Origin of the sequence: Microbacterium jejuense (assembly GCF_019511665.1) — a bacterium.
In the GTDB taxonomy this organism is placed as follows: Bacteria; Actinomycetota; Actinomycetes; order Actinomycetales; family Microbacteriaceae; genus Microbacterium; species Microbacterium jejuense_A.
The window spans coordinates 181,231-201,511 of sequence record NZ_JAEUAW010000004.1; the positions used below are offsets into that span (position 1 = coordinate 181,231).

The following is a 20,281-nucleotide window of genomic DNA, read 5'->3' on the forward strand; positions in this document are numbered from 1 at the left end:
CGCTACCCGAGGAGCGCGTGCGCGACCGTGAAGATCGCCACGCCGGCGAGCGCCCCGACGATCGTGCCGTTGAGGCGGATGTACTGCAGGTCGCGGCCGACCATGAGCTCGATCTTCTCGGTGGTCTCCGCCGGATCCCACCGCTCCACGGTGTCGGTGATGATCGACGCGATGTCGTGGCGGTAGCGGTCGACGAGGAAGACGGCGGTGTCGGTGACCCACGTGTCCACGCGACGCTGCAGGGCGGCATCCGTCGTCAAGCGCTGGCCGATCTCGACGAGCGCCTCCACGGCCCGCCGGCGCAGGCCGCTGTCGGAATCGGCGAGCGAGCGCAGCAGTCCCGCCTTGGCGGTCGCCCACGCCTCGGCGGCGAGGTCGCGCACGCGCGGGCTGTCGAACACCGCGAGCTTGGCGTCCTCGAACCGGCCGATCGTGGCAGGGTCGTGCTGCAGGTTCGCGGCGAGGCGCTCGAGGTAGCCGTCGATCGCGAGGCGGGCGGGATGCCGGGGGTCGCGCTGCACCGCACCCACGAACTTGACCGCCTCGTTGTACACGGTGTCGTCGACGAACCGGTGCGCCACCGACGGCACCCACGACGGCAGGCGTCGAGAGACGAGCCCGGTGAACGCGCGGTGGTTGGCGGCGAGCCACGTCGCGACGCTGTCGGCGGCGAGGTCGACCGCGCCGCGGTGCGCTCCGGCGTCGACGATCCGCTGCAGCCACTCGCCCAGCGGCGGACCCCATTCCGGCGCGATGAGGTGCTCGCGCGCAAGCTCCTCGATGACGTCGCGGACGTCGTCGTCGCTCAGCGCCTGCAGCACGCTCGAGGCCATGACGGACGCCTCGGCGGCGACGCGCTCGGCGTGCGCGGGAGCGCTCAGCCACTCGCCGAGCCGCGCCGCGATGGGCGTCTCGACCAGCTTGGTGCGCACGACGTCGCCGCGCAGGAACTCGGTCTCGACGAACTCGCCGAGGGTGCGGCCGATCTCGTCCTTGCGGCTCGGGATGATCGCGGTGTGCGGGATCGGGATGCCCAGTGGATGCCGGAACAGCGCCGTCACCGCGAACCAGTCCGCCAGCGCACCGACCATGCCGCCTTCGCCCGCCGCCCGCAGGTAGGCGAGCGCGGGGACCTCCTGCTGGAACGCGAACGACACCGCGAACAGCGCGGCCATGAACAGCAGGGCGCCGAGCGCCACGCCCTTCATACGTCGCAGCGCGCGGCGGCGCTCCTGGTCGGCAGGACTCAGCAGGTGCGTCGGCGTCGGCGACACGTCAGTCCTCGAGAGGTCCGAGCCACGCGGTGGCGACCGTGGAGTGCGTCGACTCCGGGTCGGACGGGTGGAACAGTCCCGCCAGCACGTCGCGGTACAGGCGCCCGAGCTCGTTGCCCGAGAAGTAGGACGATCCGCCCGCGACGAGGATCGCCTCGTCGACGATGGACTTCGCGGCGGACACCGCGCGATGCTTCACGCCGGCGAGCTGGGCGAACCACTGCGAGCCGTGGTCGGCGAGCTCGTCGACATCGCGCGAGAGCGCCTGCAGCTGCGGCGGCAGCGCGTCGTACTCGAGCGCCATGTCGGCGATGCGCCAGCGGATGTCGGGGTCCTGGCTGTAGGCCTTGCCCGTGCGCTTGGACGTCCGCTTGCCGGCCGTGGCGACGGCGAGCTCCAGCGCCCGCCGCGCGATGCCGGTGTACACCGACGCCAGGAGCAGCTCGAACACGCTGAAGATGCCGAACACCAGAGGATCGGGGTTGGGGCCCGGTGCGAGGCGTCGCACCACCCGATCGGCCGGCGCGACGGCGTCGTGCAGCTCTGTGGTGCGCGATTGCGTGCCCCGCATGCCGAGGGTGTCCCAGTCGTCGCGCACGACCACGCGCCCCGTCTGCACCTCGGACCGCGGCACGAACGCGTAGACCATGCGCGGCGCGTCCTCCGACGACGTGTCGAGGCCGTGCAGCCCCAGCTGCGTCCACACCGGCGACAGCGACGTGAAGATCTTCGTGCCGGTGAACGAATAGCCGCCGTCGGGGAGGGGTGCGGCATCCGTCCCGCTCCCGAACAGCACCAGGTCGTTGCCCGCCTCGCTGATCCCGAACGCGAACACCTCGCCGGCTGCCGCACCCTCCTGCACGAAGCGCAGGTCGTCGCTGCCGCGGTCGGCGAGCACCTTCGCGACGCCCGTCCACACCAGGTGCATGTTGATCGCGAGGGCGGTCGCCGGGGCAGCGCCCGCGAGCCGCTGCTGAAGAAGGGATGCCTCGGCCAGGCCCAGTCCCGCCCCGCCGAGCTCGCGGGGCACGAGGATGGCCAGGTAGCCGGCGGCCTTGAGGTCGGCGAGATCGTCGTCGGGGAAGGTGTTCTCGCGATCGTGGACGGCCGCGCGCGCACGGAAGCGCTCGAGCAGGTCGTCGGGCAGGAGCTGTGTCGGATCGAAGGACGTCACCCCGCCATTCTTCCCCCGCCCGGCCCGTTTGCGGCGAGCGGTCGCGGGGAGCCTCAGCCGAGCAGCTCGAGCAGGGCCGCGATCGTCGCCTCGGGCTGATCGCGGTGCGGCGAGTGCCCGGCGCCGCGGATCACGACGGCCCGAGAGAAGCGGGCGTTCGCCGCGACGGCCGCCTCGACGGGCAGGCCGCGGAAGATCGATCCTGCATCGGCGGCGATCACGTCGACCGGCACGTCGACGCGCAGTGCGGCATCCGTCACATCCCACGACGGGTTCTGCACCGTCGTCTGCTCGACGGCCCAACGGCTGCTCACCTGCGAGGCCTGGGCCTTCAGTTCGATGTCGTGCTCGTGCCAGTGCGGGTGCGCGCGGCGCACCGCCTCGGGCGACGGGTCGGCGAACGCGGCCGCGAGCCCCGCGCCGATGCTGGCGCGATCGTCCGCCTGCAGCGCGATCGCGGGATCGACGAGCACCAGGCGCCGCGTCCACTCCGGGTCGGCCGCGCTCGCGAGGACCGCCGCGGCACCGCCGAGCGAGTGCGCGACGACGAGGTCCCACGCGCCGCCGTCTGCGGGGCGCGCAGCGGCCACGTCGGCGCCGTACGCGGCGAGCGTGTAGTCCAGCGCGCGCGGTGCGGCGCCGTGACCCCGCAGGTCGACGGCGTCCGCGCGCCAGCCGGCGTCGGCCAGGGCAGTGCCGTACCGCCACATCAGGGCTCCCGTGGAGCCGAGGCCGTGGACGAGCAGTGCGCGGCGCTCGGCGGCCACCGAGCCCCACGTCAGGCGGGGGAGCGAGACGGGCGTGGGCATGGGGTTCAGCCTAGAAGTTCGGACCGCTCGGTCCCGCCGCGGGAGCCTCTCGGCGTCACGCACGGCAGGATGGAGGCGGAGGTTGGCGTGATCTCGACGGAACTGGCGATGGCCCTGCGCGACGCGGGGCTGGTGTGGCACCCGCGCTCGGGCGACCGATTCCAGCTCGACGAGCCCGAGTTCGAGGCGGACGTCTTCACCGTGAGCGAGATGACGATCGAGCCGCGCGAGTACCCGACCGGCCGCATCCTCGCGTTCAACGGCACCACCGAGTGGGCGCTCGACTCGGTCGCGCTCGAGGACGCGCTGTGGCTGCCGCACGAGCATCAGCTGCGCGAGCTGCTGCGCGGGGCGTTCCGGTCGCTGCGGCGACTGCCCGACACCCACGAGGTCGAGATCGTCGTGGCGGGGGACCGGAAGGTCTTCGAGCACCCGGAACCCGCAGACGCGTACGCGCTGGCGGTGCTGGAGCTGCTGCGCCGGCTCGAGTGACGCGACCGCCCGTCACGTCGCGAGGGCTCAGCCGATCGTCGGGACCGGCTCGGTGTCGGGGATGGGGCTCGCGCCGCGCTCGCGCAGATCGGGCTGGTGCCGCACGAACACCAGGGCGACCAGCAGGGCGAGGGCGCAGAATGCGGCTGCCGCACTGTAGGCCGCCGTGACCCCGCCGGGACCGTCGATGAGGAACCCGGCGACCGCCGAGCCCACCGCGGCGCCGATGAGCTGCCCGGTGCCCACCCAGCCGAACGCCTCGGCGGTGTCGCTGAACTTGACGCTCGCGGTCGTCATGGCCGACAGCACGCCGAGGGCCGGGGCGATGCCGATGCCGGCGACGAACAGGGTCGCGCCGATCCACCACACGTTCACCCACAGCGTCGTGAGCGCGAGACCGAACGCGACGACCGCGAGGCGGCGGACCATCGCCCAGCGCCCCATCGGCAGGTGTCCGAACGCGAGACCGCCCGCGAGGCTGCCGACCGAGAACACCGCAAGCACGACGCCCGCCTCGACGCCGCCGTGCGAGAACGTCGCCACCACGGCGGCCTCCACCGCCGAGAACGAGCCGATGAGCAGGAACCCGATGACGGTCGCGAGCAGGATCGGCGGGCGTGTGAGGACCTTGCCCAGCGACCGCTTGCTGCGCGGGATGCGCACGCGGCCGACCTCAGGCGACAGGATGAACCACGCGCAGCCCGACAGCAGGATGACGACGACGAGCACGAGGCCGACGACCGTTCCCGCCTGCGTCGCCACGAACGTGATGAGCACCGGCGCGAGGATCCAGATGATCTCCTGCAGCGAGGCGTCGAGCGAGTACAGGCCGGTCAGCTGCTTCGAGTTGACGAGCTTCGGGTAGATCGTCCGCACCGCCGACACGATGGGCGGCGTCGACATCCCCGCGATGAACCCCAGCACGACGTACACCGGCACCGGCGCGATGAGGAACGCGATGCCGAGAAGGGATGCCGCCGACACGAGCGTCGTGAGGGTCAGGACGCGCCGCATGCCCCAGCGGCCCATCCAGCGGCTCGTCACCGGGCCGGCGATCGCCTGGCCGATCGACACCGCCGCCAGCACGACGCCCGCGGCGCCGTACGAGCCCGTGATCCCCTCGATGTGCAGGAGGATGACGAGGCTGATCATCCCGTTGGGGAACCGCGCGACCAGCTGCGCCGAGATCATGCGCAGGACGCCGGGAGTGCGCAGAAGATCCCCGTAGCCGGCCACCAGACAACGTTACGCCACGCCGCCTGCGTCACGACACGCCGGGCGCGGGCGCGACACGCCGGGGATGTTCTCCACAGCCGAATCCGATGTCGGACAGTGCGGCTACCGTCGCGGCTGTGGAGGGATGCGGCCGTGGCTCCCGAAACCCCCGTGATCCCGGCCTTTTCTCAGCCGCCGGGGCTGTGGATGAATCCGTGGAGAACCTGTGTTGTACATGGGGAGAACGGTGGAAAATCACACCGATGTAACTACTAGCCCTTGTGGTGCTTACGGATGTCGGTACCCATATGTAGTATTGGTCTCCCGGCGGGGGGACTGCCGGAGAAGGAACGACGGGAGCAGAATCGACATGGCGATCACGGTCTACACCAAGCCCGCATGCGTGCAGTGCACGGCGACTTACCGTGCCCTCGACTCGAAGGGCATCGAGTACGAAGTCCACGACCTCTCGCAGGACCCTACGGCCCTCGAGCAGGTCAAGGCGCTGGGCTACCTCCAGGCGCCGGTCGTCATCACCGATGAGGACCACTGGTCGGGCTTCCGCCCCGACAAGATCGACGAGCTCGCCGCGCGTCTGGCCTGAGGTTTCGGCGGCGCTCAACCACCGCCCGCAGGTCTGTCTCGACGAAAGGGGGCAGGCATGAGCACGGTCGCGACGAGCGCGCCGCTGCTGGTCTACTTCTCGAGCGTGTCGGGCAACACCGCGCGTTTCATCGAGAAGCTCGGCGCACGAGCGGTCCGGATCCCGCTGCATTCGACGGATCCGGCGCTCGTGGTCGACGAGCCGTACGTCCTCGTGACACCCACCTATGGCGGAGGCCAGGGCAGGGGGGTCGAGAAGGGCGCCGTTCCCAAACAGGTGATCCGGTTCCTCAACGACGAGCGAAACCGCAGCCTCATCCGCGGAGTGATCTCCGCGGGGAACACCAACTTCGGCGAGCACTTCTGCATCGCCGGCGACATCATCAGCCGCAAGTGTCACGTGCCGCACTTGTACCGGCTCGAGGTATTCGGCACGCCTGAAGATGTGGAACGCGTGAGCGCGGGATTGGAACGATGGTGGGAACTCTGACGCAGATGGACTTCAAGACCGAGGCACGCTTCGAGGGCATGGACTATCACGCCCTCAACGCGATGCTGAACCTGTACGACGCGAACGGGCAGATCCAGTTCGACGCCGACAAGCGTGCGGCGCGGGAGTACTTCCTGCAGCACGTGAACCAGAACACGGTGTTCTTCCACTCCCTGAAGGAGCGGCTGGACTACCTCGTCGAGAAGGAGTACTACGAGGGCGCCGTCCTCGAGAAGTACTCGTTCGAGTTCATCCAGAAGCTCAACGACCTCGCGTACTCGAAGAAGTTCCGCTTCGAGACGTTCCTGGGCGCGTTCAAGTACTACACGAGCTACACGCTCAAGACCTTCGACGGCAAGCGCTACCTCGAGCGCTTCGAGGACCGCGTCGTCATGACCGCCCTCGCACTGGGCGATGGTGACGAGAAGCTCGCGACCTCGCTCGTCGAAGAGATCATCTCGGGCCGCTTCCAGCCCGCCACCCCCACGTTCCTCAACGCCGGCAAAGCGCAGCGCGGCGAGCTTGTCTCGTGCTTCCTGCTGCGCATCGAAGACAACATGGAGTCGATCGCACGCGGCATCAACTCCGCGCTGCAGCTGTCCAAGCGCGGCGGCGGCGTTGCGCTGCTGCTGTCGAACATCCGCGAGTCGGGTGCCCCCATCAAGCAGATCGAGAACCAGTCCAGCGGCATCATCCCCGTGATGAAGCTGCTCGAAGACTCCTTCTCGTACGCCAACCAGCTCGGCGCGCGCCAGGGCGCGGGCGCGGTGTACCTCAACGCGCACCACCCCGACATCATGCGCTTCCTCGACACGAAGCGCGAGAACGCCGACGAGAAGATCCGCATCAAGACGCTGTCGCTCGGCGTGGTCGTGCCCGACATCACGTTCGAGCTCGCCAAGAACGGCGAAGACATGTACCTCTTCTCACCGTACGACGTCGAGCGCGTCTACGGCGTGCCGTTCGGCGACATCTCGGTCACCGAGAAGTACCGCGAGATGGTCGACGACCCGCGCATCAAGAAGACGAAGATCAACGCGCGCGAGTTCTTCCAGACCCTCGCCGAGATCCAGTTCGAGTCCGGCTACCCGTACATCATGTTCGAGGACACGGTGAACAAGGCCAACCCGATCAAGGGCCGGATCAACATGTCCAACCTGTGCTCCGAGATCCTGCAGGTCAACACGCCCACCACGTTCAACGAGGACCTGTCGTACAACCAGATCGGCAAGGACATCTCGTGCAACCTGGGCTCGCTCAACATCGCCCTGGCGATGGACGGCGGCGACCTCGCCCGCACCGTGGACACCAGCATCCGCGCCCTCACCGCGGTCAGCGACCAGAGCCACATCCGCTCGGTCCGCTCCATCGAGGACGGCAACGACCGCTCGCACGCCATCGGCCTCGGCCAGATGAACCTGCACGGCTACCTGGCCCGCGAGCACGTCTACTACGGCTCCGAAGAGGGCATCGACTTCACGAACATCTACTTCTACTCGGTGCTGTTCCACGCGCTGACCGCGTCGAACAAGATCGCGATCGAGCGCGGCGAGGTCTTCGACGGCTTCTGGGACTCGAAGTACGCGTCGGGTGAGTTCTTCGACAAGTACATCGAGCAGGAGTGGGTGCCCGCGACCGACAAGGTCAAGGAGATGTTCGCCGGCCACCACATCCCCACGCAGGACGACTGGCGCGCGCTGAAGGCCTCGATCCAGCAGCACGGCATCTACAACCAGAACCTGCAGGCCGTGCCGCCGACCGGCTCGATCTCGTACATCAACAACTCGACGTCGTCGATCCACCCGATCGCCGCGAAGATCGAGATCCGCAAGGAAGGCAAGCTCGGTCGCGTCTACTACCCGGCGGCGTTCATGACGAACGACAACCTGGAGTACTACCAGGACGCGTACGAGATCGGCTACGAGAAGGTCATCGACACGTACGCCGCCGCCACCCAGCACGTCGACCAGGGCCTGTCGCTCACGCTGTTCTTCAAGGACACCGCGACTACGCGCGACATCAACAAGGCCCAGATCTACGCCTGGCGCAAGGGCATCAAGACGATCTACTACATCCGCCTGCGTCAGATGGCGCTCGAGGGTACGGACATGACCGAGTGCGTCTCGTGCACTCTGTGACGGCCCGTCGTTGAGCGAGCGCAGCGAGTCGAAACGCGAAGAGAAAGAACAATGAGCGAGAAGCTTCAGCTCCTGGACCACGTCCAGGCCATCAACTGGAACCGCATCCAGGACGACAAGGACCTCGAGGTGTGGAACCGCCTCGTGAACAACTTCTGGCTGCCCGAGAAGGTGCCGCTGTCGAACGACATCCAGTCGTGGAACACGCTCACCCCTGAGGAGCAGACCCTCACGATGCGCGTGTTCACAGGGCTCACGCTCCTCGACACGATCCAGGGGACGGTGGGCGCGGTGTCGCTCATCCCCGACGCGATCACGCCGCATGAGGAGGCCGTCTACACGAACATCGCGTTCATGGAGTCGGTGCACGCCAAGTCGTACTCGTCCATCTTCTCGACGCTGTGCTCGACGAAGGAGATCGACGAGGCGTTCCGCTGGTCGGTCGAGAACCCGAACCTTCAGAAGAAGGCTCAGATCGTCATGGAGTACTACCGCGGCGACGAGCCCCTCAAGCGCAAGGTCGCCTCGACCCTGCTGGAGTCGTTCCTGTTCTACTCGGGCTTCTACCTGCCGATGCACTGGTCGAGCCGCGCGAAGCTCACCAACACGGCCGACCTCATCCGCCTCATCATCCGCGACGAGGCCGTGCACGGGTACTACATCGGCTACAAGTTCCAGCGCGGACTCGAGACGATCGACCAGGCCAAGCGCGACGAGATCAAGGACTACACGTTCTCGCTGCTCTATGAGCTCTACGACAACGAGGTGCAGTACACGCAGGACCTCTACGACGGCGTCGGCCTCACCGAGGACGTCAAGAAGTTCCTGCACTACAACGCCAACAAGGCCCTCATGAACCTGGGCTACGAGGCGATGTTCCCCTCGACCGTCACCGACGTGAACCCGGCGATCCTGTCGGCCCTGTCGCCGAACGCCGACGAGAACCACGACTTCTTCTCGGGGTCGGGCTCGTCGTACGTCATCGGCAAGGCCGAGGCCACCGAGGACGAGGACTGGGACTTCTGAGAACGTCGCCCTGAACGACGAGAAGATGAGGGATGCCGCGGCTCGCGGCATCCCTCATCTTCGTTGTGGAGGCAGACCGGCGTCAGTCCGGCAGCGGTGACGTCGACGACCGCACCACGAGGGTCGTCGACAGCTCGGTGCGCGCGGCGGGGTGCCGGCCGGAGCGCACCCGGACGATCGCGTCGACGGCGGCGCTGCCCATCTGTGCGAGGGGCTGCCGGATCGTCGTGAGGGGCGGGTCGATCCACGACGAATGCGGCAGGTCGTCGAAGCCGATCACCGACATGTCGTCGGGGACCCGCAGGTCGCTCTCGCGCAGGGCGCGGATCGCGCCCAGCGCGGTGTCGTCGCTGGCGGCGAAGATCGCGGTCGGACGGGTATCGCGCGTGAGCAGCAGGCGGGTCGCGTCGTAACCCTGGTCCACGCCGTACTGGGTGCGGACGATCAGGTCGTCGTCGATGGGCACGCCCGCCTGCTGCAAGGCGGCCTGGAACCCGGCCAGGCGCGCGATCCCGTTGTCTTGATCGAGCGGGCCGGTGATCGTCGCGATGTGCCGGTGGCCCAGCTCGAGCAGGTGCTGGGCGGCGTCGAAGGCCCCCTGGAAGTTCGTGGCCGCGACGGAGTACGTGCCTTCAGGGACGCGGTGCAGCGGGTCGACCACGACGAGTGGGATGCCGGCCTCGGCGAGTTGACGGCGTGCTTCGGCGCTGGGCACGGCCACCACGCTCAGCAGCCCGTCCGACCCGCGCTCGAGGGCGTGCATGACCCAGTCGTCGCACTCCACCGGATCGGGCTCCACCGCGAGAACGAGGTCCTTGCCGTTCACCTTCGCAGCCTCGGCGGCACCGCGGACGATCGCCTCCGACCAGGCCTGGTCGAGATTCACGACCCGCATGTCGAGGAACCCGGTGGCCATGCGCGGCCGGCTCCGGATCTCGTAGCCGTGCCGCTCCAGCACCGCCGCGACCCGATCGCGCGTTGCGCGCGAGACATCCGGCCGGGAGTTGAGCACCTTCGACACCGTCGGGATGGAGACCCCTGCTTCGGTCGCAATCTGGGCGAGCTGGACTGCCATTCTTCCTCCGGATCAACTTTCCGAAAATGCTAGCGGAAACAACAACGTTTTCGTGCTCATTTCCAGACTTCGGGTGGACGAGCGCCGCGATCTCGCTCTATAGTCTCCCACTGAGGCACGAAATTTCGAGTCGTTGTATCGAAATCACACAAGGGAGTGAGCATGCAAGGGATGCGAGTCACGGCGATGACGGCGATGGCGCTCGGCGCCGTCCTGGTGCTGTCCGGCTGCGGACGCAGCGCGGACGGCGCGGCGGAGGGTTCGTCGGCCGCGCCGGCCGAGGAGGGCAAGGCGACCGGCACCGTCGAGATCTGGACGGCGGGCGGGCACGCCGACAACCTGGAGAAGCTCACGAAGGACTGGCTGAAGGCCAACCCCGACGCCAGCATCAAGGTCACCGACGTGCCGTGGGACCAGGTCATCACGAAGGCGCAGACGGCGACGGCGGCGGGCAAGGGCCCGGACATCATCATGACCGGCGCCGACCAGACCGCGACCGTCATCGGGATGGGTGCTTTCGACCCCGTGCCGGATGGCGTCTACGACGAGGACGACTTCTACCCGGCGGCGGTGGATTCCGCGACGGGGGAGGACGGCCTGTACGCCATGCCCTGGTACGTCGAGACGCGCTTCCTGTTCTACCGCGCCGACATCGCGGCCGAGCTCGGCCTGTCGGCGCCCACGACGTGGGAAGAGATGCAGGCGATGGCGGCGGCCTTCGCGTCGCGCCCGGGCGGCACGTTCGGCCTGAGCCTGCCCAAGCCCACCGAGCAGCCGGCGCAGGTCATCGTCCCGTTCGACGCGCAGGCCGGCGGTGAGATGACCGACGGTGACGCCTGGACGATCGACACCCCCGAGTTCGTCGAGGCGCTCGACTTCTACGGCGGCTTCTTCCAGCGAGGCGAAGCGCCCCTCGGCGACACCGACGCGACGTTCGAGAACGGCGGAACTCCGATGTTCATCTCGGGCCCGTGGATGCTGGACGTCTACCAGGAGGAGATCGACGAGGGCACCGCGCCGGAGGGCTTCACGATGGACTCCGTCGGGTACACCGTCTCGCCGACCGGTCCCGGCGGCAACAACGACCAGTACATCGGCGGCGGCAACCTCGGCGTCTTCTCGGCCTCCGACAACAAGTCGGCTGCGTGGTCGCTGCTGTCGTGGCTGGGCGAGCAGGACCAGCAGGAGGCCTGGTACGACCTGCAGGGCGAGCTGCCGGCCAATGTCGAAGCGGGCCAGTACGCGCCGATCCAGGACAACCCGGTGACCAAGACGCTCACCGAGCAGCTGGAGAACACCGTCGCAACCCCGAACTACCCGGCCTGGTCGCAGATCTCGGATCTCATCAGCAAGTACTCGGAGCAGGTCGCCCGGGGCGAGATCACGGGGGCGGATGCGGCGAAGCAGATCCAGGCCGAGGCCGACAAGATCGGCTTCGGGTGGTGACAACCATGCCGGCGCGGCCGGGGAAGGTCTCTTCCCTGGCCGCGCAGCGGCGCCGCTCGGCCCTGATCGCATGGGTCTTCGTCGCGCCCTTCGTCCTGACATTCGGGGTGTTCGGACTCATCCCGCTCGTCAGCTCGCTCGCGATGTCGTTCACCGACCTGAAGGCGCGCGACATCCGCAGCCCGTTCAACGTGAACTTCGTCGGGTTCGACAACTTCGTCACGGTCCTCTCCGACCCGTCGTTCCAGCGCGCGCTCATCAACACGCTGATGTTCGTCGTCGTGGGTGTGCCGGCCACGCTGTTCCTCGCGCTCGTGCTGGCGGTGCTCTTGAACTCGGTGAGCCGCAAGGTGGCGACGTTCTTCCGCGTGGGCTACTACACGCCCGTCATCACGACGATCGTCGCCGTGGCGGTCGTGTGGCGCATCATGTACCAGAACACCGGGGTCATCAACACGATCCTCGGCTGGGTCGGCATCTCCGGACCGAACTGGCTGAGCGACCCGAACACGGCGCTGCTGGCGATCACGATCATGGCGGTGTGGCGCAACATCGGCGCGTCGATGGTGATCTTCCTGGCGGGGCTGCAGGGCATCCCCGCCGACGTCAACGAGGCTGCCTCGATCGACGGTGCGAACGCGGTGCAGAAGTTCTTCCGCATCACGATCCCGATGATGATGCCGACGATCCTGCTGAACACGATCCTCGTCACGACCGGGTACATGCAGTTCTTCGACGAGCCCTTCGTCATGACCAACGGCGGCCCGCTGGAGTCGACGACCTCGATCGCGCTGCAGGTCTACAACCAGTTCAAGTACGGCAACTACTCGATCGGCGCCGCCGGCGCCTACGTGCTGTTCGCGCTCGTCGGCATCCTCGCGCTCATCCAGTTCCGCTTCTTCCGCCAGAGGACCTGACATGACGACAACACTCGAAAGATCAGCCGCCGCGGATGTCGCGCCCATCGCGGCGCGAGCCCCGCGCAAGCCCGTCCGCTGGGGCAACCTCGCGGTGCTGGTCGTGCTCTCGGTCGGGCTCGCCGCCACGGTGCTGCCCTTCGTCTGGATGGTGCTCGGCGCCTTCAAGACCAAGGCCGAGATCATGGCCCGGCCGGTCACGTGGTGGCCGCAGCATCCCACCCTCGAGAACTTCCGCGCGTGGCTGTTCGAGTTCGACATCGCGCGCCCGTTCTTCAACTCGGTGCTCCTTGCGGTCGTGACCGTCGCGACGACGCTGCTGTTCTCGTCGATGGTGGGCTGGGCGCTGGCGAAGATGACCTTCCCCGGCAAGAACGTGATCATCGTCGTCGTGCTGTCGACGCTGTTCGTGCCCGGCATCGTGACGCTCATCCCGCAGTTCGTGCTGGTCGCGAACCTCGGCATGGTCAACACCTACTGGGGCCTGATCCTGCCGGGCATGGTGGGGGCGTTCGGCGTCTTCCTGATGCGGCAGTTCATGCTCGAGATCCCCGACTCGCTGCTCGACGCTGCGCGGATCGACGGCGCGGGGGAGTTCCGCACGTTCTTCCAGATCGTGCTGCCGCTGTGCAAGGCACCGCTGGCGACGCTCGCGATCTTCACGTTCATGGGGTCGTGGAACAGCTTCCTGTGGCCGCTGATCATCTCGCAGGACGACTCGATGTACACCCTGCCGGTGTCGCTCGCGCTGTTCTCGGCAGAGGCCGGTGGTCACGGCTCCGACTACGGGCTGCAGATGGCGGGATCGTTCCTCATCGTCATCCCGGTGCTCATCCTCTTCATCGCGATGCAGCGCCACTTCATCCAGGGCATCGCCCTGACGGGGATCAAGTGACCCCTGATCCCCGGCACACCGACCCATACGAAAGGAATCAGCATTCATGAGCCGTGTCATCGCCGCACCCGAGGGGTTCATCTGGGGAGCGGCCACCGCCGGTCACCAGATCGAGGGCGGCAACGTCAACACCGGACACTGGGAGAACGAGTACGCCCCGGGCACGCAGATCCCGGAGCCGTCCGGTGACGCGTGCGACTCGTACCACCGGTATCCCGAAGACATCGCGCTGCTGGCAGATGCGGGGCTGAACGCGTACCGGTTCTCGCTGGAGTGGTCGCGCATCGAGCCCGAGGAGGGCGTCGTCTCGCGGGCGCAGCTCGCCCACTACCGCCGCATGATCGACACGTGCCGCGATCACGGCGTGCAGCCGATCGTGACGCTGCACCACTTCACGTTCCCGCGGTGGTGGGAGCACTCCGGCGGCTGGTACGCCGAGCAGAGCACCGACCGGTTCCGTCGCTTCACCGAGATCGCGGCGACGATCCTCGACGACGTCGACCTCGTCGTGACGATCAACGAGCCGAACATGATGGTGAACCAGACCGAGGCGCGCATCGACACCGAGAACGGCGTCAACTTCCCGGGGCCGTCGCCGTTCGTCGCCGAGGCGATCGCCCGGGCGCACCACGCGTCGACCGAGGTGCTGCGCGGGGTGGGCGGCATCCGCTCGGGCTGGACTGTCGCCAACCAGGTGTTCCAGGCCGTGCCGGGGTGGGAGAAGCAGCGCGACGAGTGGCAGTACTGGCGCGAGGACTTCTTCCTCGAGCAGTCGCGGGGCGACGACTTCATCGGCGTGCAGTCGTATCTGCGGACGATCATCGGACCGAGCGACGACGAGCTCGGCTACGGCCCGCAGGAGTGGCCGGAAGGCACCGAGCGCACGCTGACGGGGTGGGAGTACTACCCCGAGGCGCTCGGCCACGCGCTCCGGCACACGCGCGAGGTCACCGGCGGCATCCCCATGATCGTCACCGAGAACGGCATGGCGACCACCGACGACGCGCGACGCATCGACTACACGACGGGCGCCCTGGCGGGCATGGCCGCGGCGATGGCGGACGGCTGCGACGTGCGCGGATACCTGCACTGGTCGCTGCTCGACAACTACGAGTGGGGCTCGTTCCGGCCGACGTTCGGACTCATCGCGGTCGACCGCGAGACGTTCGTGCGCACCCCGAAGCCGAGCCTGTCGTGGCTCGGCGACCTCGCGGAGCGCAACGTCATCCCCGTGCTCGCGTAACGAACCGATATCGACCGCTCGCAAAGCGGCGGACTCGCGTAATAAGTGCGCCCCGCCGCCGTCTCTCAGTCGGGGATATGCCGGAGCCCCGGTCCGGCGTCCCCGGCCGCGGGTCCCGAGCCTGCGGCTACCGGGGGAGCCGGCATCTCGCGTCGGCCCCCCGGTCATCGGGATCGCGACGAGCGCGCCTGTGCCGTGCCCCTGCCGGGCGGCCGTCAGCGACGCGTCGAGGCCGTGACCGTGAACTTGGCGTTGCGCGCGACCTGACGCGTCGGACCGACCAGCCGTTCGAGTGCGGGCCGGTAGCGCAGACCGGAGTTCCACACCGTCCACAGCTCGCCGCCGGGGCGCAGCACCCGGGCGGCGTCGGCGAACATGCGCGGCGCGATGCCCTCGTGCACGGCAGAGCCGGAATGGAACGGGGGATTGAGCGCGATGAACGCCGCGGTCGCATCGGGCTGCGACGCCAGCATGTCGTCACGGACGACGTCGACGCGGTCGCCGACACCGTTGGCCTGAGCGGTGGCGCGCGCGGACGCGACGGCTACCGCCGACTGGTCGCACGCGATGACCTCGAGCGAGGGATGCCGCAGGGCCAGGGTCGTCGCGATGACTCCCGTCCCGCACGCGAGGTCGATGACGGTGCCGCCGGCAGGCGCCGTCTCGGGCAGGTGCGCGATGAGCAGCCGTGTGCCGATGTCGACGGACGCACCGGCGAACGCGCCGCCGAACGCGCACACGACGAGACCGTCATGGGTCTCGCGCGACGGGACCGGATCGCGACCGTCGCCGGGCTCACGGGCGACGAGGACGCGCGACTTCTGCCGGGCGAGGGAGACGTCCAGGCGCGCGAAGTCGGCTCGCAGCACGTCGTTCATCGCGAGGGTCATGTGCTTGAGCCGGCCGCCTGCGTACACGACGACGTCGCGTGCGGCGTGCGCGGCGATCAGCCCGGCGATGTCGCGCAGCGCGTCGAGCGAGCGCGGCAGCCGCAGCAGCACGACCTCGGCCCCGCGCACCAGCTCGGCGTCGAGGGCGCCCGACGTGAAGGCATCCCCCAGTCCGCAGGCGTCGGCGTTCGCTGCGAGGGCGCGCTCGCCGGTGAGCGGATCCTGGTGGACGCGGATGCCGCGGGCTCCGTCGGCGGCGGCGCCCAGCGTGAGGGCGCCGTACGCATCGCCGATGACGACCAGACCGCCGGGTGCGACGCCGGAGCGCGCGGCGGCGGACTCGTCGAGGATCAGCCGGTCGGCGGCATCCACCGCGACGAGGCCCGGCGCTTCGACATCGGGCCGGCGGCGCAGGCCGTCGAGCGAGAACGTCACCGTCCCACGGTAGCGGGCTAGCATTTACCCCGTGTCGTCGGAGCGTCCTTTCAGCCCTGTCATCTCGCTGCTCACGGTGGCGAGCGTGTGGGACGCCCACCTCGGCGCCCAGCTGCGCGACCTCGGGCTCACGACGCGCAAGTACGGCCTGCTGGCGCACATCCGATCGACGCCGGGCATCTCGTTCAGCGAGCTCGCCCGACGTTCGCAGGTGACGGTGCAGTCCGCGCACACCGCCGTGCAGTCGCTCGTCGCGGACGGGCTCGTCGCGGACGCGACGGCGCATGCGGGCGCGGCATCGGATCTGCGGGTCACCGACCGCGGCGGCGAGGTGCTGCTGGCCGCGGAGCAGCGGCTGGCGGCGCTGGACGCGGACCTCGCGAGCGGCGCCCCCGACCTCGCCGCGGCGCTCAAGGGGCTGCACGAAGAGCCCTTCGGTCTCAGCTGACCTTCAGCGGGCCTGAAGCGCTTTCAGTTAGGCTGAAGGTGTGTTCCGAAATCCTCACACCCTCTTCCGCGCGCTCGCGATCGCCGAGGCGATCTCGTGGACGCTCCTCATCGCCGGCCTGATCCTCCGCGCGACGACCGGCTGGGCGCCCGGCGTCACGATCGGCGGCGGCATCCACGGCTTCATCTTCTTGTCGTACGGCGCGACGGTGATCCTCGTCGCCCTGAACAACCGGTGGCGTGCGTCGCCGACCCTCGTCGCCCTCGTCAGCGCGGTCGTGCCGTATGCGACCATCCCGGCCGAGATCTGGCTGCAGCGCACCGGGCGCCTCGCGGGAGCCTGGCGGCTCGAGGCGACCGACGACCCTCGCGATGGGCGCTGGTACGACCGGCTGATGCGCTGGTTCCTGCGCCGCCCGTGGGTGCTCGGCGCGCTCATCGCGCTTGCCGTCGTGGTGCTGTTCGTCGTGCTGCTGCTCATCGGGCCGCCGGGCGGACGCGACTGACGGACGATCGGCGAGGCCGGCACCTCTCGTTCGCGAGAGGATGCCGGCCGTCGTCGTTCAGCGGGGCGGAAGCTGCTGGAGCGTCCAGGTGTTGCCGTCGGGGTCGTCGAACTGCACGAACCGGCCCCAGGCCTGCTCGTCGACGCCCCGCGCCGGGACGTCGACGCTGCGCAGGTGCGCGAGCGCCTCGTCGGCGTCGGGAACCACGAGCTGGACCGTCTTCTGGCGGCCGGGCTCCAGGTCGATGCCGAGCCCCGTGCCGAACGCGATGGAGCACGCCGAGCCGGGCGGCGTCACCTGCACGAAGCGGAGGCCTTCGAAGGGGGTCTGGTCGTGGTCGACGTTCCAGCCGATCCGCTCGTAGAAGTCCTTGGCGCGGTCGACGTCGGTGACCGGCACGAAGATGAGCTCGATCTTCCAGTCCATGGGTTCCTCTTCTCTGCGCTGATGCGGTTCCCCTCGCGAGCGACGCTACGCCGGGGCGCCGACATCCGCGGGCCTCCGATTGTTTCGCGGACGCGGGAATAGCTGGTCGCCCCTCCTGTTGAACTTGACATCCCGTGTGTCAAGTTCGAAACTTGATGCCTGTTCACTCAAGTTTCAGGAGAGACGGAATGCCCGAAGACTTCACCTCCCCGTCCGGAGACGGCAGCGCGTTCGACGACTTCCTGGCGCGTTACCTCGCCGGCGAGCGCGCCCGCGCGGAGCGCTCGATCGACCTCAGCCGCTTCCTCGGCGCACGCACGCAGGAGCTGCTGCAGCGCGCCGGCAAGTACGCGCTCGACCGCGGTCAGCGCGAGCTCGACGCGCTGCACGTGCTGCGCATCCTGGCCGCCGAGGCGCCCGCCCGCGAGGCGATCCGCGGCATCGGGGCCGACCCCGACGCGATCGTCCGGGCCACCGAAGAGCGCCTGCCCGCGGCATCCACTCCCGCCGACGTCGACGGCGCCGTGATCACGCCCTCCGTGCAGCGCGCGCTGTTCCACTCGTTCCAGGTCGCGCGCTCGTCGGGATCGACGTACGTCGATCCCGAGCACCTCTTCTTCGCCCTCGTGCTCGCGCAGGACACCCCCGCCGGTCAGGTGCTGGCACGTGCCGGCGTCACGGCCGAGGCGCTGACGCAGGGCGCGCGCGAGACGGTCGCGCCGTCGGGTGCGCCCGCGCCGGACGGAGAGGGGGATGCCGCGGCATCCGCTTCTCCGATGCTCGACACCTACGGCACCGACCTCACCGCCCGCGCGGCCGCCGGTGAGCTGGATCCCGTGATCGGCCGTGCCGACGAGATCGAGCAGACCATCGAGATCCTGAGCCGCCGCACCAAGAACAACCCGGTGCTGGTCGGCGAGGCCGGTGTCGGCAAGACCGCGATCGTCGAGGGCCTCGCGCAGGCGATCGTCGACGGCGCGGTGCCCGAGCAGCTGATCGGCAAGCGCGTCGTGGCGCTCGACCTCCCGGCGATGCTCGCCGGCACGCGGTACCGCGGCGACTTCGAGGAGCGGCTCACCAAAACGATGGACGAGATCTCGGCCCGCAAGGGCGAGCTCATCGTCTTCATCGACGAGGTGCACACCGTGGTCGGCGCCGGTGGCGCGGGCGACGGCGGCATGGACGCGGGCAACATCCTCAAGCCCCGCCTCGCGCGCGGCGAGCTGCACCTCGTGGGTGCGACCACGCTCAAGGAGTACCGCGTCATCGAGAAGGACCCGGCACTGGAGCGCCGCTTCCAGCCGGTACGCGTCGGCGAGCCCTCGATCGAGGACGCCGTGCTGATCCTGCGCGGCCTCAAGCCGGCGTACGAGGAGCACCACGGCATCGTCTACACGGACGAGGCGCTGCGCGCCGCCGTCGAGCTGAGCGACCGCTACCTCACGGAGCGCGTGCTGCCCGACAAGGCGATCGACCTCATCGACCAGGCCGGGGCGCGGCTGCGGCTGCGCCTGGGCTCGAAGGTCGACGTGAGCGCCCTCGTGGAGCGCCTCGCGACCCTGGAGGCCGACAAGAACGCGGCGGTCTCGGCCGAGCACTACGAAGAGGCGTCGCAGATCCGCGACCAGATCGCCGAGGTGCAGGAGCGCCTGGAGCGGGCCACCGCCTCCGGCGCGGCGACGACGACCGCAGCGATCGTGGACGAGCCCGAGATCGCGGCCGTGATCAGCCGGGCCACCGGCATCCCGGTCAACCGCCTCACCGAGACCGAGCGCGAGCGTCTCGCCTCGCTCGAGGACGAGCTGCACGATCGCGTCATCGGGCAGGACGACGCCGTGACGGCGGTCGCCAAGGCCGTGCGCCGCAACCGCACCGGCATGGGCGACGCGCGCCGGCCGGTCGGATCGTTCCTGTTCCTCGGACCGACCGGCGTCGGCAAGACCGAGCTGGCGAAGGCCCTGGCGGCCTCGCTGTTCGACGACGAAGGGGCCGTGATCCGCTTCGACATGAGCGAGTTCGGCGAGCGGCACACGGTGTCGCGCCTCGTCGGCGCCCCTCCCGGATACGTCGGCTACGACGAGGCCGGGCAGCTCACTGAGCGCGTGCGGCGCAACCCGTACTCGATCGTGCTGTTCGACGAGATCGAGAAGGCCCACCCCGACGTGTTCAACCTGCTGCTGCAGGTGCTCGACGACGGTCGCCTGACCGACGGGCAGGGTCGCACGGTCGACTTCCGCAACACGGTCGTCGTCATGACCTCGAACCTCGGCTCGGAGTTCCTCGCCTCGCGCGGCGGCGCCATCGGCTTCCTCGCCGACGGCGGCGGTGCGACCGGCTTCGGCTCCGAGAAGGACCTCCGCGACCGCGTGTTCGCGAAGCTGCGTGAGGCGATGCGGCCCGAGTTCCTCAACCGCATCGACGAGATCGTGCTGTTCCGCAAGCTCGAGAAGCCGCAGCTGCAGTCGATCGTCCGGCTGCTGCTGGGCGCCTCGGACGCCCGCCTCGCCAAGCGCGACGTCGGCCTGGCCGTCACGGACGAGGCCGTGGCGTGGCTGGCCGACAACGGGTACGAGCCCGAGTACGGCGCCCGGCCGCTGCGCCGCCTGATCCAGCGCGAGGTCGACGACCGCATCGCGGACCTGTTCGTGACGGGTGCGCTGGTCGACGGCGGGAATGTGACGGTGGATGCCACGGCCGACGGCCTCACGGTGCACGCCGCCGCCCCGTTCGCAGCCGCGGCCTGACCCGCAGCCGACACCCGCGACGCCCGCGTCGCGGGT

The 20,281-nt window shown here is 69.0% G+C and carries 19 protein-coding genes; 12 read left to right on the forward strand and 7 right to left on the reverse strand.

Features of this window, described 5'->3' with window-relative positions:
- Positions 1 to 2 precede the first annotated feature (2 nt).
- The 3 genes from JNB62_RS06770 to JNB62_RS06780 are packed head-to-tail and all read right to left on the reverse strand — an operon-like array spanning position 3 to position 3,257.
- A complete protein-coding gene (locus JNB62_RS06770; RefSeq protein ID WP_220300105.1) occupies positions 3 to 1,274 on the reverse strand; it encodes a DUF445 domain-containing protein in 1,272 nt (423 codons plus the stop codon).
- A 1-nt stretch (position 1,275) separates the two neighbouring features.
- A complete protein-coding gene (locus JNB62_RS06775; RefSeq protein ID WP_220300106.1) occupies positions 1,276 to 2,448 on the reverse strand; it encodes an acyl-CoA dehydrogenase family protein in 1,173 nt (390 codons plus the stop codon).
- A 53-nt stretch (positions 2,449 to 2,501) separates the two neighbouring features.
- Positions 2,502 to 3,257, reverse strand: a complete 756-nt coding sequence (locus JNB62_RS06780; RefSeq protein ID WP_220300107.1) for an alpha/beta fold hydrolase — start codon at positions 3,255 to 3,257, stop codon at positions 2,502 to 2,504.
- Positions 3,258 to 3,344: 87 nt separating this feature from the next.
- Between JNB62_RS06780 and JNB62_RS06785 the strand changes: the two genes are divergently transcribed.
- Positions 3,345 to 3,749, forward strand: coding sequence for a pilus assembly protein CpaE (locus JNB62_RS06785; RefSeq protein ID WP_220300108.1), 405 nt, complete (start codon positions 3,345 to 3,347; stop codon positions 3,747 to 3,749).
- A gap of 27 nt (positions 3,750 to 3,776) precedes the next feature.
- Here JNB62_RS06785 and JNB62_RS06790 read toward each other — a convergent pair whose 3' ends face one another.
- Entirely contained in the window at positions 3,777 to 4,985 is a 1,209-nt protein-coding gene (locus JNB62_RS06790; RefSeq protein WP_220300109.1) for an MFS transporter, read from the reverse strand.
- 349 nt (positions 4,986 to 5,334) lie between these two features.
- Between JNB62_RS06790 and nrdH the strand changes: the two genes are divergently transcribed.
- The 4 genes from nrdH to nrdF are packed head-to-tail and all read left to right on the forward strand — an operon-like array spanning position 5,335 to position 9,221.
- Positions 5,335 to 5,568 (forward strand): glutaredoxin-like protein NrdH, encoded by a 234-nt coding sequence (gene nrdH, locus JNB62_RS06795; RefSeq protein WP_220300110.1) that lies wholly within the window; start codon positions 5,335 to 5,337, stop codon positions 5,566 to 5,568.
- 57 nt (positions 5,569 to 5,625) lie between these two features.
- A complete protein-coding gene (nrdI, locus tag JNB62_RS06800) occupies positions 5,626 to 6,057 on the forward strand; it encodes a class Ib ribonucleoside-diphosphate reductase assembly flavoprotein NrdI (protein ID WP_220300111.1) in 432 nt (143 codons plus the stop codon).
- A gap of 5 nt (positions 6,058 to 6,062) precedes the next feature.
- Positions 6,063 to 8,195, forward strand: coding sequence for a class 1b ribonucleoside-diphosphate reductase subunit alpha (gene nrdE, locus JNB62_RS06805; RefSeq protein WP_220300288.1), 2,133 nt, complete (start codon positions 6,063 to 6,065; stop codon positions 8,193 to 8,195).
- A gap of 51 nt (positions 8,196 to 8,246) precedes the next feature.
- Positions 8,247 to 9,221, forward strand: coding sequence for a class 1b ribonucleoside-diphosphate reductase subunit beta (gene nrdF, locus JNB62_RS06810; RefSeq protein ID WP_116196301.1), 975 nt, complete (start codon positions 8,247 to 8,249; stop codon positions 9,219 to 9,221).
- 82 nt (positions 9,222 to 9,303) lie between these two features.
- Here the strand turns inward: nrdF and JNB62_RS06815 are convergent, their stop codons facing one another.
- Positions 9,304 to 10,296 (reverse strand): LacI family DNA-binding transcriptional regulator, encoded by a 993-nt coding sequence (locus JNB62_RS06815; protein ID WP_220300112.1) that lies wholly within the window; start codon positions 10,294 to 10,296, stop codon positions 9,304 to 9,306.
- 162 nt (positions 10,297 to 10,458) lie between these two features.
- Here JNB62_RS06815 and JNB62_RS06820 point away from each other — a divergent pair, with 162 nt between their 5' ends.
- Genes JNB62_RS06820 through JNB62_RS06835 form a run of 4 tightly spaced genes read left to right on the forward strand, consistent with a single transcriptional unit; the run spans position 10,459 to position 14,797 of the window.
- On the forward strand, positions 10,459 to 11,742 hold the full coding sequence (locus JNB62_RS06820; protein WP_220300113.1) for an extracellular solute-binding protein: 1,284 nt from the start codon (positions 10,459 to 10,461) through the stop codon (positions 11,740 to 11,742).
- A gap of 5 nt (positions 11,743 to 11,747) precedes the next feature.
- Positions 11,748 to 12,659, forward strand: coding sequence for a carbohydrate ABC transporter permease (locus tag JNB62_RS06825; RefSeq protein ID WP_222855822.1), 912 nt, complete (start codon positions 11,748 to 11,750; stop codon positions 12,657 to 12,659).
- Between the two features lies 1 nt (position 12,660).
- Complete coding sequence (locus JNB62_RS06830; protein ID WP_220300115.1) at positions 12,661 to 13,554, forward strand: carbohydrate ABC transporter permease; 894 nt, start codon at positions 12,661 to 12,663, stop codon at positions 13,552 to 13,554.
- A gap of 46 nt (positions 13,555 to 13,600) precedes the next feature.
- Positions 13,601 to 14,797, forward strand: coding sequence for a glycoside hydrolase family 1 protein (locus tag JNB62_RS06835; protein ID WP_220300116.1), 1,197 nt, complete (start codon positions 13,601 to 13,603; stop codon positions 14,795 to 14,797).
- 215 nt (positions 14,798 to 15,012) lie between these two features.
- Here JNB62_RS06835 and JNB62_RS06840 read toward each other — a convergent pair whose 3' ends face one another.
- Positions 15,013 to 16,122, reverse strand: a complete 1,110-nt coding sequence (locus JNB62_RS06840; protein ID WP_220300117.1) for a class I SAM-dependent methyltransferase — start codon at positions 16,120 to 16,122, stop codon at positions 15,013 to 15,015.
- 31 nt (positions 16,123 to 16,153) lie between these two features.
- Between JNB62_RS06840 and JNB62_RS06845 the strand changes: the two genes are divergently transcribed.
- Both JNB62_RS06845 and JNB62_RS06850 read left to right on the forward strand, forming a co-directional pair.
- A complete protein-coding gene (locus JNB62_RS06845) occupies positions 16,154 to 16,570 on the forward strand; it encodes a MarR family winged helix-turn-helix transcriptional regulator (protein ID WP_220300118.1) in 417 nt (138 codons plus the stop codon).
- 40 nt (positions 16,571 to 16,610) lie between these two features.
- Positions 16,611 to 17,075 (forward strand): DUF3817 domain-containing protein, encoded by a 465-nt coding sequence (locus tag JNB62_RS06850; RefSeq protein WP_220300119.1) that lies wholly within the window; start codon positions 16,611 to 16,613, stop codon positions 17,073 to 17,075.
- Between the two features lie 57 nt (positions 17,076 to 17,132).
- Here JNB62_RS06850 and JNB62_RS06855 read toward each other — a convergent pair whose 3' ends face one another.
- Positions 17,133 to 17,501, reverse strand: coding sequence for a VOC family protein (locus JNB62_RS06855; protein WP_220300120.1), 369 nt, complete (start codon positions 17,499 to 17,501; stop codon positions 17,133 to 17,135).
- A gap of 188 nt (positions 17,502 to 17,689) precedes the next feature.
- On the opposite strand from JNB62_RS06855, the gene JNB62_RS06860 reads away from it, so the two are divergent.
- Complete coding sequence (locus JNB62_RS06860; protein ID WP_220300121.1) at positions 17,690 to 20,245, forward strand: ATP-dependent Clp protease ATP-binding subunit; 2,556 nt, start codon at positions 17,690 to 17,692, stop codon at positions 20,243 to 20,245.
- Positions 20,246 to 20,281 lie beyond the last annotated feature (36 nt).